This window comes from Pantoea sp. GW821-FHT03E06, from assembly GCF_059420725.1.
Map to the genome: position 1 here is coordinate 2,749,455 of NZ_JBWKUG010000001.1, position 13,352 is coordinate 2,762,806.

Consider the following 13,352-nt stretch of genomic DNA (forward strand, 5'->3'; position numbering starts at 1 on the left):
AGATCGAATGGCGTGATGTTGGCTTAGATTTTGCCAACCAGGTCCAGTGATGGAGCCAGCGTTGCTTCGCCTTCTTTCCATTTTGCCGGGCAAACTTCGCCTGGGTGAGAAGCCACGTACTGTGCTGCTTTCACTTTGCGGATCAGGTCAGATGCATCACGGCCAATGCCTTCTGCAGTGATTTCGATCGCCTGAATGATGCCTTCCGGGTCAACGATGAAGGTACCGCGGTCTGCCAGACCTTCGTCTTCACGCATGATTTCGAAGTTACGGGTCAGCGCGCCAGTTGGGTCACCGATCATCGCGTATTTGATTTTTGCGATGGTGTCAGAAGAACCGTGCCAGGCTTTGTGGGTAAAGTGCGTGTCGGTAGAAACAGAGTAGATATCTACGCCCAGTTTCTGGAACTCTTCATGATGGTCTGCAACGTCACCCAGTTCGGTTGGGCATACGAAGGTGAAGTCAGCCGGGTAGAAGAAGAAAACACTCCATTTACCTTCAACGTCTTTCTCGGTGACTTCGATGAATTCGCCGTTTTTGAACGCTGCGTTTTTAAATGGTTTGATCTTGGTATTAATGATGGACATGGTGACCTCCGTTAAAAGATGTGATGCAAGTTACAGAATTTTCGGGCCAACTTCTAATATGCAGACGTTATCAATCAGATAACCAAAAGCTATCAAAGCGCCGACGCCAGATTTCATGCGGCTCGCGCGGGCATTCTACACAAAAAAGCCGTTGTTCTGACAGGCTTTATCTTTTCGGCGTGAAACTGCTACTTTTGACTGATGGCTTAATCATTAACTGGTCGCCATGAATGGCGCCCCTACATTTGACCCGTGAGGATTTCGTAGGGTGCGCATTTATGCGCACCTGCAAATCACGAGAATGGAGTTGTTGAGTGCAAATACGTTCTTTTGAAGAAGCCGATCGCCCTTTTCTGCGCACGCTATATCTGGCCGCGCGTCGCCATAACTGGACGTGGCTGGCTGGCGATGATTGGCAATTAGAAGATTTTGATGCGGTGATTTTGGGTGAAACCGTATTGGTGGCCGAACTGGACGGGCATCGCGTGGGGTTTGCGGCGGTGCTGGATAACGACAACTTCCTGCATAGCCTGTATGTCGATCCGGATGCGCAAGGGCGAGGCGTTGGCAGCGCATTACTGCAAAAAGTACAGTCGCGATTTAGCTCAACGGGCGCGCTGAAATGCCTGCAACAGAATCAGGTAGCATTGGATTTTTATCTCAAACACGGCTGGCGGCGTGAAGCGGTTGGCGAAAGTGAGCAGGGAAAATATGTGCTGATGCATTTTCCGCTGGCGGCTCGCGCCAGCGAAAGTGGACGGCGTTAAACCGCGCGGAAAGCAATATCGCCCGGGATGATTTCACCCTGCCAATAGAGCTGCGCCGCGACGCGTCCTGCCAGCTGGCGATACAGCGCGGTAAAATCACTGTCAGGACGACGCACCACGGTTGGTTCACCATCATCCAGATCTTCACGCAGCGTAATGTGCAGCGGCAGCTGTGCCAGCAGGCGGGTGTGGTAATCCTCCACCAGCTTCTGCGCGCCGCCGCTGCCGAAAATCGGTTCGTGGTGGCCACATTGGCTACAGATGTGCATGCTCATGTTCTCGACCACGCCCAGTACCGGTACGCTCACTTTCTCAAACATCACCATGCCTTTGCGTGCATCGATTAACGCGATGTCCTGCGGCGTCGTCACCACTAACGCGCCGGTCACCGGCACGTTCTGCGCCAGCGTGAGCTGAATATCGCCGGTGCCTGGCGGCATATCGAGAATCAAATAGTCGAGATCCGGCCACATGGTTTCGTTCAGCAGCTGCATCAAGGCTTTGCTGGCCATCGGGCCGCGCCACACCATGGCGTTATCGTCGGTTACCAGATAGCCGATGGAGTTGGTTGCCAGGCCGTGCGCCATAATCGGCGCCATGTGCGTGCCATCCGGTGAAGTGGGACGCTGATTTTCGGTGCCGAGCATGTTAGGAATCGACGGGCCGTAAATATCCGCATCAAGAATCCCCACGCGCGCACCTTCCGCAATCAACGCCAGCGCCATATTCACGGCGGTACTGGATTTACCCACGCCACCTTTGCCAGAGCTCACCGCGATGATATTTTTCACACCGGTCGCACCTGGATGGTTTTTCACGCGCTTCAGCGTGGCAATATCGTGGCGCAGCCGCCAGTCGATGGCGCTGGCATCGGTTAAGCGCAGCAATTCTGCACTGGTTTGCGCTTTCAAAACTTCAAAGGCGCTGGCCCACGCAAACGGCATCACCAGCTCGATATGCAGCTTGTCATCCAGCAGCGCCACGTGGCGCAAAGCTTTCAGCGTGGTGAGGTTGTGTTGCAGCGTCGGATGTTCAAAGTCACTCAGCACGCCGCTGACCAGGGCCCGCAGCGCTTCAGGTGAATGATGTTGCTGGGATTGTGAAGTCATCCCTACTCCTTGTTTTTTCATCTCGCCAGATTGCGGCGGTGTCTGTTCAATAATATCAGATAGGCGCTAAAAGTGACGCGGATGTCCTGTCGTGTTTACGCCAGAGAGTGCTTCGGTTAACATCTAAACCCGATTTTTCTTCAACGGAACGCTACGCAAACATGACTCAAGTCGCTAAAAAAATTCTGGTAACGTGCGCACTGCCGTACGCAAACGGTTCAATCCATCTCGGTCACATGCTTGAACACATTCAGGCTGACATTTGGGTCCGTTACCAGCGAATGCGTGGCAACCAGGTTCACTTCATCTGTGCTGACGATGCCCATGGCACGCCAATCATGCTGAAAGCGCAGCAGTTGGGTGTGGCACCAGAGCAGATGATTGCCGAAATGAAGCAAGAGCACGAGACCGATTTCGCCGGCTTCAACATCGGCTACGACAACTATCACTCGACGCACAGCGATGAGAACCGTCAGCTGTCCGAGCTGATTTATGGTCGTCTGAAAGAGAATGGTTTTATTAAGAACCGTACCATTTCGCAGCTGTACGATCCGGAGAAAGGCATGTTTCTGCCAGACCGTTTCGTCAAAGGCACCTGCCCGAAATGTAAATCACCGGATCAATATGGCGACAACTGCGAAGTGTGCAGCGCGACCTACAGCCCAACCGAGCTGATCGACCCGAAATCGGTGGTTTCTGGCGCTACGCCGGTGCTGCGTGATTCCGAACACTTCTTCTTCGATCTGCCGTCCTTCAGCGCCATGCTGCAGGCGTGGACGCGTTCAGGCGCGCTGCAGGAGCAGGTGGCGAATAAAATGCAGGAGTGGTTCGAATCGGGGTTACAGCAGTGGGATATCTCTCGCGATGCGCCTTACTTTGGCTTCGAAATTCCAGGCGCGCCGGGTAAATACTTCTACGTTTGGCTGGATGCGCCAATCGGCTACATGGGTTCATTTAAAAACCTGTGCGATAAGCGCGGCAATATCGATTTCGACGAGTTCTGGAAGAAAGATTCGACCACCGAGCTGTATCACTTTATCGGTAAAGATATCGTCTATTTCCACAGCCTGTTCTGGCCGGCAATGCTGGAAGGCAGCAACTTCCGCAAGCCAACCAACCTGTTCGTGCATGGTTATGTAACGGTAAACGGCGCGAAGATGTCGAAATCGCGCGGCACCTTTATTAAAGCCAGCACCTGGCTGCAGCATCTGGATGCCGACAGCCTGCGTTATTACTACGCGGCCAAGCTCTCCTCACGCATCGACGATATCGACCTGAATCTGGAAGATTTCGTGCAGCGCGTGAATGCGGATGTGGTGAACAAAGTGGTTAACCTGGCATCGCGTAACGCGGGCTTCCTGACCAAACGCTTTGGCGGCAAACTGGCGAGCGAGCTGGCCGATCCGGCGCTGTATCAGACCTTTGTTGATGCCTCTGAAAGGATTGGCGAAGCCTGGGCCAGCCGCGAATTTAACCGTGCGATTCGTGAAATCATGGCGCTGGCCGATCTGGCTAACCGCTATGTCGATGAGCAGGCGCCATGGGTGGTGGCGAAACAAGAAGGTCGTGATGCCGATCTGCAAGCCATCTGCTCAATGGGCATCAACCTGTTCCGCGTGCTGATGACCTGGCTGAAGCCGGTGCTGCCATCATTGAGTGAGCGTACTGAAGCCTTCCTGCAGAGCGAACTGAGCTGGGATGCGATTGCGCAACCGCTGCTCGATCACGACGTAGCACCGTTCAAAGCGCTGTATGGCCGTATCGAGATGAGCAAAGTTGAGGCGCTGGTTGAAGCCTCAAAAGAGGATGCGGCGGCGGCAAATAAGCCTGCAGCAACCGGGCCGCTGGCCGATGCGCCAATTGGTGACACCATCACCATTGATGATTTCGCCAAGGTCGATATGCGTGTGGCGCTGATTGAGAAAGCCGAGCTGGTGGAAGGCTCCGACAAGCTGCTGCGTCTGGAGCTGGATGTGGGCGGCGAGAAACGTCAGATTTTCTCTGGTATTCGCGCGGCGTATCCGGACCCTTCCGTGCTGGTTGGCAAAATGACCATCATCGTCGCCAACCTCGCGCCGCGTAAAATGCGCTTCGGTATTTCAGAAGGCATGGTGCTGTCAGCCGGTCCGGGCGGAAAAGACCTGTTCGTGCTGTCGGTCGATAGCGGCGCAGTACCGGGAATGCCGGTTAAGTAAGCTAACAAGCCGCCTTAGGGCGGCTTTTTTGTCACTGTTTATCCCTTAGCCTGCGCGTAGTAGGGTCGCCATTCATGGCGACCGGTACAGACATTCTTGTGATCGCTAGCACGCTAAGCGCTTAATGCGTATGATGAAGCGCTATGAAAACAGGAGCCTGACATGCCCTCCGTGCTATCTGCCTGCTGGCGCTATCTGCGCGCCTTCATCATTATTTATGCGGCGCTTTACGCCGGAATGGGGATATCTGCCCTGCTCCCAATCACTATTCCCGGTAGCATTATCGGCATGCTGCTGCTGTTCCTACTGCTGGCGCTGCAAATTCTGCCGGTTGACTGGGTCAAACCCGGCTGTCATTTGCTGATTCGCTACATGGCATTGCTGTTTGTTCCCATTAGCGTAGGCGTAATGGGTTATACCGACATTCTCACCGCCCAGTTTGGGCCGATTGTGGTGTCGTGCATGGTCAGCACTTTCCTGGTTTTGCTGATTGTCGGCCTGAGCGCAGAACGAATGCAGCGTCCGCGGGAGAAAAACCATGACTGATGCCTGGTGGTCGCTACCGCTGACCGTGATCGCCTATCTGCTGGCGCGCAAGCTGGCGGCGAAAATCAATATTTCCATCGTCAATCCCTTGCTGGTCGCGATGGCGATTGTCATTCCGCTCCTATTGATCACCCACATGCCCTATGCCCGCTATTTTGCTGGCAGCAGCCTGCTGAATCAGCTACTGCAACCCGCCGTGGTCGCGCTGGCCCTGCCGCTGTACGAGCAGATGCATCAAATTCGCGCACGCTGGAAAACCATTATCAGCGTGTGTTTCATTGGCAGCATTACAGCGATGGTGTCAGGCACTGCCATTGCCCTGTGGATGGGCGCGACGCCAGAAATCGCCGCCACTATCATGCCAAAATCGGTTACCACGCCGATTGCGATGGCTGTGTCTGCTTCATTACACGGTATTCCCGCGATTAGTGCGATCTGCGTGCTGATCGCCGGGGTGCTGGGCGCGGTATTTGGTCATATGTTGCTGAATCTGTTTAAGGTGAAGAGCAAATCCTCGCGAGGTTTGGCGATTGGTAACGCTTCGCATGCGTTAGGTACGGCGCGTGCTGCAGAGATCGATTATCAGGAAGGCGCATTCAGCTCTTTAGCGCTGGTGATCTGCGGCATCATTACGTCGTTACTGGCACCCTTTCTTTTTCCCCTGTTAATGCATTGGTTTGGCTAAAACTTGCGAGAGATCTCGCAAAGTTGAAACAACCCAATCAGCTTGCATTGTCAGAGCGACTTGGATCACATATAAAACGTCAGGCGGCGCATTGCCGCTAACGCGAAACTGAGGTCATCACATCATGCATCCACGATTCTCTACTGCTTTTTCTGCCCTGCCCGCAGCGCTACAAACGGCGATCCAGCCGCTGCTGGATGCGGCTGATTTCCATGGCGTATTGCGTCCTCAGGATATCGCGCAATTGAAACAGCTTACCGGTCTGGATGATGATGCGCTGGCGCTGGCACTGTTGCCGCTGGCAGCAAGTTGCGCTGTGGCTACCGTTTCGAATTTCAACGTCGGCGCCATTTCTCGCGGCGTTAGCGGCCATTGGTATTTCGGGGCCAATATGGAGTTCCTGCACGCGCCGCTGCAGCAGACGGTACATGCCGAGCAAAGTGCGATTACCCATGCCTGGCTACGCGGTGAAGAGAAATTAGCGGCAATTACCGTCAACTACACGCCGTGCGGCCATTGCCGCCAGTTCATGAATGAGCTTAATAGCGGCACCGCAATTCGCATTAGCTTGCCGGGACGCGCCGTGAGCACGCTCGGTGATTATCTGCCGGATGCGTTTGGCCCCGCTGATTTGAACATCACCGAACGTTTGTTAACGCCGGTCAATCATGGTTTTGCCGTAAAGGGTGATGCATTGCAACAAGCGGCCATTGAGGCCGCAAATCACAGTCACGCACCTTACAGCCAGAGCTACAGCGGCGTAGCACTTCGCAGCCAGAGTGGTAAAACCTTTACGGGCCGCTATGCGGAAAATGCCGCTTTTAACCCAAGCTTGCCACCGTTACAGGCCGCGTTGATTTTAATGAACATGAGCAATGAAGCGCTCGATACTATTCAGCAGGCCGTGCTGGCCGAATCTCAGGGCAGCACGCTAAGTCAGTCGGATGCCACACGCGCGACGCTGGCAGCCTTGGGATGTGAAGATTTCTCAATTACTTTAGTTTCGAAAACATCAGTTTAGTGATCCTTTTACCGCTTTTGTGACCTTCTGTTAACAAAAGCTGTACATCTGCAGGAATTTTCATAGGATCGGGCGCCAGACCCTCTTCACATCCAGATGGACTGGCGTTACCTTTTCTCGGCGATACGTCAGAAAACACTGCAACCGGAGCAAGCACTGCATGGAACTCGACTACGAAAGTAAACGTCCGCTGTATATTCCTTACGCGGGTCCGATCCTGCTGGAATTTCCGCTGTTGAACAAAGGCAGCGCCTTCAGCCTTGAAGAACGTAACGAATTTAACCTAAACGGTCTGCTGCCTGAAGCAGTTGAATCCATCGAAGAGCAGGCAGAACGAGCCTGGCGCCAGTTCCTGGATTTCAAAAACAATAACGACAAGCATGTTTACCTGCGCAACATCCAGGACACCAACGAAACCCTCTTCTACCGACTGCTCGATAATCATCTGGAAGAGATGATGCCGATTATCTACACCCCAACCGTCGGCGCCGCCTGTGAGCACTTCTCAGAAATCTACCGCCGCGCACGTGGTGTATTCATCTCTTATAACAACCGCGATCGCATTGAAGACATGCTGCAAAACGCCACCAAACAGAATGTGAAGGTGATTGTGGTGACCGATGGCGAGCGTATTCTTGGCCTCGGCGATCTGGGTATTGGCGGCATGGGCATCCCAATCGGTAAGCTGTCGCTGTATACCGCGTGCGGTGGCATCAGCCCGGCTTATACCTTGCCGGTTGTGCTGGACGTGGGTACCAATAACCAGCAGCTGCTGAACGACCCGCTCTACATGGGCTGGCGCCATCCGCGTATCACTGGTGAAGAATACGAAGAATTCGTTAACGAATTCATTCAGGCGGTTAATCGCCGCTGGCCAAATGTGCTGTTGCAGTTTGAAGACTTTGCACAGAAAAACGCCATGCCGCTGCTGGAACGCTATCGTGATGAGATCTGCTGCTTTAACGACGACATTCAGGGCACCGCCGCCGTTACCGTTGGCACCCTAATCGCTGCCAGCCGCGCTGCGGGCAGCCGCCTGTGTGAGCAGAAAGTGGTATTCCTGGGTGCCGGTTCTGCCGGTTGTGGTATCGCCGAGCAGATTATCGCGCAGATGAAGTCTGAAGGCTTAAGTGATGATGAAGCCCGCAGCCGGGTGATGATGGTTGACCGTTTTGGCCTGCTGACCGACAAGCTGCCTAATCTGCTTAATTTCCAGAGCAAGCTGGTGCAGAAGAGCGACAGCTTGAAAGAGTGGGACACCAGCAGCGACTCAATTTCTCTGCTGGACGTGGTGCGCAATGCCAAACCGGATATTCTGATCGGCGTGTCTGGCCAGCCTGGCCTGTTCACCGAAGAGATTATCCGCGAGATGCACAAACACACGAAGCGGCCGATCGTTATGCCGTTGTCGAACCCGACGTCTCGCGTGGAAGCAACGCCAGCCGACATCATCGCCTGGACCGACGGTGCAGCGCTGGTTGCCACCGGCAGCCCATTCTCACCGGTGACGTGGAAAGGGAAAACCTATCCAATCGCCCAGTGCAATAACTCCTATATCTTCCCTGGGATTGGTTTGGGCGTTATCGCTTCTGGCGCCAGCCGCGTAACGGATTCGATGCTGATGACCGCCAGCCGCGCTTTGGCTGACTGTTCACCGCTGGCGAATGATGGTGAAGGACCGGTTCTCCCGGAAATCAAAGATATTCAGGGCGTTTCGAAGCTGATTGCCATCGAAGTAGGTAAAGCGGCGCAGCTGGCTGGTGTGGCGGTTGTCACTTCAGAAGATGTCTTGTCGAAAGCCGTGAGCAACAACTTCTGGCTGCCGCAGTATCGTCACTATCGCCGTACCTCGATTTAAGTCGCAGCACGATCGGACTTTGCAGGTCCGATCGTGTTTAAAAAAACGCCGGCCAACTGGCGTTTACTTGCTTCCCCCGTCCGCCTCAAGTAGCCTTTAGCCATTCTGAATTCTGCCAACCGAGTGCCCGCGCGCATGATTAAACGCGTATTGTTTGGTCTGTTTTTCATCATCTTATTGGTGGTGGCGACCGCGCTCGGCCTGGATCGCTGGATCAGCTGGAAAACCGCCCCCTTTATTTATGAAGATGTCACCTCGCTGCCGCATCGTCAGGTCGGCGTGGTCTTGGGCACGGCTAAGTATTACCGCACCGGCGTTATCAATCAGTATTACCTCTACCGTATTCAGGGGGCATTGAACGCCTACAATAGCGGCAAGGTAAATTATCTGCTGCTGAGCGGCGATAATGCGCAGCAAAGCTATAACGAGCCAATGACCATGCGTCGCGATTTGATCAAAGCCGGCGTAGCGCCGGCAGATATCGTGCTGGATTATGCCGGTTTTCGCACGCTGGATTCGATTGTGCGCACGCGCAAAGTGTTCGATACCAACGATTTCATCATTATTACCCAGCGTTTTCACTGTGAGCGTGCGTTGTATATTGCGCTGCATTTAGGCATTCAGGCGCAGTGTTATGCGGTGCCATCGCCGAAGAATATGTTGTCGGTGCGTTTCCGTGAAGTGGGGGCGCGTTTAGGCGCGCTGGCGGACTTATATTTGATGAAACGTGAACCGCGCTTCCTTGGGCCGTTAGTGCCAATTCCGGCGGTGCATGAAGTCCCTGAGGACGCGCAGAGTTATCCGGCGGTCACGCCAGAGCAGCTGTTAGAGCTGGAAGAGAAGTTACAGAAATAAAAAAGGGTCGCCTGAAGATGACCCTTTTTTGATGACGTTTGTTACTTCTTACGCGCGTATTTCAACGAATCCAGCGCCACGGCGAAGATGATGATGCCGCCCTTAATAATGTACTGCCAGTAAGGGTTCACGCCGATGTAGGTCAAACCGTAGTTGATGACGGTAAAGATGATTACACCGGTTACCACACCCGCCACTGAACCCACACCCCCGGCAAACGACACGCCGCCGACGACACACGCCGCAATCGCATCCAGCTCATACATAAAACCGAGGTTGTTGGTGGCGCTGCCGATACGGCCCGCTTCCAGCATCCCACCGAACGCGTAGAACACACCCGACAAGGCATAAATCAGAATCAGGTTGAATGGAACGTTTACGCCTGACACTTTTGCGGCTTCCGGGTTACCGCCGATGGCAAAGATGTTGCGACCGAAGCGGGTTTTATTCCACAGCACCCAAACAAAGACGATGGCAATGACGGCGTAGAAGGTGATAAATGACAGTTTAAAATCACCGAAACGCAGGAAGCCCTGGGCAAATTTGGAGAAGCCCGGATCGAAACCGGCAATCGGCGAGGCACCCACAAAGTCGTAATAGAGTGAGTTGATACCGTAAACGATGATCATGGTGCCCAAGGTGGTGATAAATGGCGTTACCTTGAGGTAAGCAATAATCACACCGTTCACCAAACCAATTACACCGCCGATGATGCAAACAGTCAGAATAACTAACGGGATTGGCACGGTATCCAGATGCGGGAACACTTTGTTGGCGTTATCCATGGCCTGCAGCAATGTGGCAGCAACCACCGCCGCTAAGCCCACCTGACGTCCTGCCGAAAGATCGGTACCTTGCGTAACAATCAAGCCGGCAACACCCAGCGCGATAATGATACGCACAGAGGATTGGGTCAGGATATTACTCAGGTTCATTAAACTTAAAAAAGTGGGATCCTGGAAAATAATAATTGCCAGCAGTACAAACAGGACAACATAAATGCCACCCTCTTTTAACCAGGTTAGCGCATTCTTTTTAGTAGTCGCTTTCATGTTAAAGCCCTTGCTTCATTAAAGGTGTAATGACGCTAAACGCAGGATTTCATTCTGCGAGGTCGTTTTGGTATCAACAATGCCCGCTACCTGGCCATTACTCATCACTAAAATACGATCGGTAATACCCAACAGTTCTGGCATTTCAGAAGAGATAATAATGATGCCCTTCTCTTTCTTCGCCAACTCAGCAATCAGTTGGTAAATTTCGAATTTTGCACCCACGTCAATGCCACGCGTTGGCTCATCAAGCATCAATATTTCCGGCTGCGTTAATAACCAGCGACCAATAATCACTTTTTGTTGGTTACCACCGGAAAGCGAGCCAATTTGCGTATGATGACCCGGCGTTTTCACGCGCATTGAATCAATTACCCATTGGGTATCACTCTTCATGCGTTTATTATCGAGCAATCCCATACTGGATTTATACTTTTTAATATTGGAGATAAGCGAGTTAAAGCCAATATCCAGATAAGCATAAATACCGGTGGAACGACGCTCTTCCGTCACCAGCGCAAAACCGTGATTAATCGCTTCATTGGCGCTGTGGTTATTAATACTTTTCCCGTGCAGCTTAATAGTGCCACCCGACTTTTCGCGAATACCAAACAGGGTTTCGACGATGTCAGTTCGCTTCGCCCCCACCAAACCTGCAATGCCGAGAATCTCCCCTTTATGCAGATCAAATGAGATGTCGCGAATGGAAGGCTGACGCAACGAGGTTAAGTGGCGCACCTCTAGAATGACTTCACCCGGTACGTTCGATTTGTCTGGGAAACGCTGGTTCAATGAACGGCCAACCATCATTGAGATGATTTTGTCCATATCCAACCCTTCCAGCGGCTGAGTAGCAATCCACTGTCCATCACGCAAAATGGTGATCTCATCGCACAGCTGGAAGATCTCTTCCATCTTGTGTGAGATATACACGATGCCGCAGCCACGGTCTTTTAGCTTACGGATGATGGTAAACAGATGGTTTACTTCTTTTTCGGTCAGCGACGAGGTCGGCTCATCCATAATAACGATTTTGGCGTTATACGAGAAAGCTTTGGCGATCTCAATCATCTGCATTTGCGAAACAGATAAGGTGGCGACTTTATCGCGCGGATCGATATCAATATCTAATTCATCAAAGATCGCTTTGGTATCGCGATACATTTTATCCTGATCGACAAACACACCTTTACGCGGATAACGGCCAAGCCACATGTTATCCATTACGTTGCGTTGCAAAACCAGGTTTAATTCCTGATGCACCATCGACACGCCATTTTCCAGCGCCTCTTTGGAGCTTTTGTAATCAATTTCCTCACCCTGAAACAGGATGCTCCCCGTATCCTTTTTATAAATCCCAAACAGACATTTTAATAATGTAGATTTCCCGGCACCGTTTTCTCCCATTAATGCATGAACGGAGTGCGGCCGCACTTTTAAATTCACATTATCTAAGGCTTTAACCCCTGGAAATGATTTCGAGACATTCGTCATCTCCAGCAGATATTCACGCTGTGTGGTCGGATTCTCACTGGCCATAATTTACCTGGCTAAATAAAGCGTTGGTCAGATGCAATAAGGCGCGGCGAAGTGCCGCGCCCAGGATGAATTACTTCACAAACTGCGACAGATTTTCTTTATCTACTGGTACGTAAGGAACACGTACGATTTTATTTTCCATCTTGAAGTTAGTGCCTGCGGTGGCTTCTTTGCCATTGGCCAGGTTATTGGCAATATCCAAAGTGGCTTTTGCCTGGTTTTCCGCATCATTCAGCACGGTACCCGCCAGCGCACCAGATTTCACCAGCGCCAGCGCTTCTGGCAGTGCATCCACGCCAAACACCGGAATATTGGTTTTGTTGTGGGCTTTCAGCGCTTCAACCGCACCCATCGCCATCGCATCGTTGTTGGCGATGATCACTTCAATTTTGTCGGCGTTCGGGCCAGACAGCCAGGCATCCACTTTGTCTTTTGCCTGCGCGGTATCCCACATCGCTGTATCCATCATCAGCTGCTGCGTTTTCAGGCCGTCTTTGTTCAGGGTATCAATCACGTATTTAGTACGCGCTTCAGCGTCCGGGTGGCCCGGCTCACCTTTCAGCAGCGCGAACTGAATTTGACCATCTTTGTTCAGATCCCAGGCTGGCGTCGCCTTCCAGTGCTTCTCAATCAGCTGACCCTGGATAATGCCTGACTCTTTAGAATCGGTACCAACGTAATAGGCCTTCGGATAGCTGGCCAGCACTTTGGCGTTTGGTTCTTTGTTGAAGAACACCACTGGCACATCGTTGGCTTTCGCTTTATCGATCACCACTGCCGCAGCAGCCGGATCCACCAGGTTGATCGCCAGCGCTTTCACGCCTTTCGCCATCAACACGTCGATCTGGTCATTTTGCTTGGATTGGTCGTTCTGCGAGTCATTCATCAGCAGCTGGATGCCACCGACGGTTTTGGCTTCTTTCTCAATGTCCTTACGCACCATCGACATGAAGTTATCGTCGTATTTGTAAATGGTCACGCCAATGCGAGTATCGGCGGCGTGCGCAGTTGCACCAAACATCATGCTGGCAACCAGTGCTGTGAGCGTGAAAACCTTCTTATTCATGGTATCTCCGGTTTTTATGTAGGGCATTTCATTGCGCCGTAATGCCTGCGGGCAGACAGCGCCGTCGGTTTT

Annotated in this window: 12 protein-coding genes; 7 read left to right on the top strand and 5 right to left on the bottom strand. The window is 52.5% G+C overall.

The genetic code is table 11. The features are described 5' to 3' along the window. Window positions 1–23: 23 nt before the first annotated feature. Window positions 24–587: an alkyl hydroperoxide reductase subunit C gene (ahpC, locus tag AC07WB_RS12860; protein WP_007889514.1), complete on the bottom strand. Its 564-nt coding sequence runs from the start codon at window positions 585–587 to the stop codon at window positions 24–26. A 314-nt stretch (window positions 588–901) separates the two neighbouring features. Here ahpC and AC07WB_RS12865 point away from each other — a divergent pair, with 314 nt between their 5' ends. Then, window positions 902–1,354 carry a GNAT family N-acetyltransferase gene (locus AC07WB_RS12865; RefSeq protein ID WP_494940622.1) on the top strand — a complete coding sequence of 151 codons (453 nt, stop codon included), beginning with the start codon at window positions 902–904 and terminating at the stop codon, window positions 1,352–1,354. Here the strand turns inward: AC07WB_RS12865 and apbC are convergent. Next, a complete protein-coding gene (gene apbC, locus AC07WB_RS12870) occupies window positions 1,351–2,463 on the bottom strand; it encodes an iron-sulfur cluster carrier protein ApbC (RefSeq protein ID WP_494940623.1) in 1,113 nt (370 codons plus the stop codon). The two genes, AC07WB_RS12865 and apbC, sit on opposite strands and share 4 nt — an antisense overlap. Window positions 2,464–2,624: 161 nt before the next feature. Between apbC and metG the strand changes: the two genes are divergently transcribed. The 6 genes from metG to sanA all read left to right on the top strand — a co-directional run bounded on the left by metG (window position 2,625) and on the right by sanA (window position 9,623). After that, window positions 2,625–4,658 carry a methionine--tRNA ligase gene (gene metG / locus AC07WB_RS12875; RefSeq protein ID WP_494940624.1) on the top strand — a complete coding sequence of 678 codons (2,034 nt, stop codon included), beginning with the start codon at window positions 2,625–2,627 and terminating at the stop codon, window positions 4,656–4,658. A gap of 162 nt (window positions 4,659–4,820) precedes the next feature. Beyond that, a complete protein-coding gene (locus AC07WB_RS12880) occupies window positions 4,821–5,204 on the top strand; it encodes a CidA/LrgA family protein (protein ID WP_345828983.1) in 384 nt (127 codons plus the stop codon). Further along, the gene (locus tag AC07WB_RS12885; RefSeq protein WP_097096664.1) at window positions 5,197–5,889 is read left to right on the top strand and encodes a CidB/LrgB family autolysis modulator; all 693 of its coding nucleotides are present in this window, start codon (window positions 5,197–5,199) and stop codon (window positions 5,887–5,889) included. The genes AC07WB_RS12880 and AC07WB_RS12885 overlap by 8 nt, the downstream gene beginning before the upstream one ends. Before the next feature lie 124 nt (window positions 5,890–6,013). Then, window positions 6,014–6,910, top strand: coding sequence for a cytidine deaminase (gene cdd, locus AC07WB_RS12890; protein WP_345828981.1), 897 nt, complete (start codon window positions 6,014–6,016; stop codon window positions 6,908–6,910). Window positions 6,911–7,070: 160 nt separating this feature from the next. Beyond that, entirely contained in the window at window positions 7,071–8,768 is a 1,698-nt protein-coding gene (locus tag AC07WB_RS12895) for an NAD-dependent malic enzyme (RefSeq protein WP_345828979.1), read from the top strand. 135 nt (window positions 8,769–8,903) lie between these two features. Further along, window positions 8,904–9,623 carry an outer membrane permeability protein SanA gene (sanA, locus tag AC07WB_RS12900; RefSeq protein ID WP_097097677.1) on the top strand — a complete coding sequence of 240 codons (720 nt, stop codon included), beginning with the start codon at window positions 8,904–8,906 and terminating at the stop codon, window positions 9,621–9,623. 41 nt (window positions 9,624–9,664) lie between these two features. Here the strand turns inward: sanA and mglC are convergent, their stop codons facing one another. The 3 genes from mglC to mglB all read right to left on the bottom strand — a co-directional run bounded on the left by mglC (window position 9,665) and on the right by mglB (window position 13,280). Further along, the gene (gene mglC / locus AC07WB_RS12905) at window positions 9,665–10,675 is read right to left on the bottom strand and encodes a galactose/methyl galactoside ABC transporter permease MglC (RefSeq protein WP_097096661.1); all 1,011 of its coding nucleotides are present in this window, start codon (window positions 10,673–10,675) and stop codon (window positions 9,665–9,667) included. 18 nt (window positions 10,676–10,693) lie between these two features. Continuing rightward, window positions 10,694–12,214, bottom strand: a complete 1,521-nt coding sequence (gene mglA / locus AC07WB_RS12910; RefSeq protein ID WP_097096660.1) for a galactose/methyl galactoside ABC transporter ATP-binding protein MglA — start codon at window positions 12,212–12,214, stop codon at window positions 10,694–10,696. 70 nt (window positions 12,215–12,284) lie between these two features. Beyond that, a complete protein-coding gene (mglB, locus tag AC07WB_RS12915) occupies window positions 12,285–13,280 on the bottom strand; it encodes a galactose/glucose ABC transporter substrate-binding protein MglB (protein WP_097096659.1) in 996 nt (331 codons plus the stop codon). Window positions 13,281–13,352 lie beyond the last annotated feature (72 nt).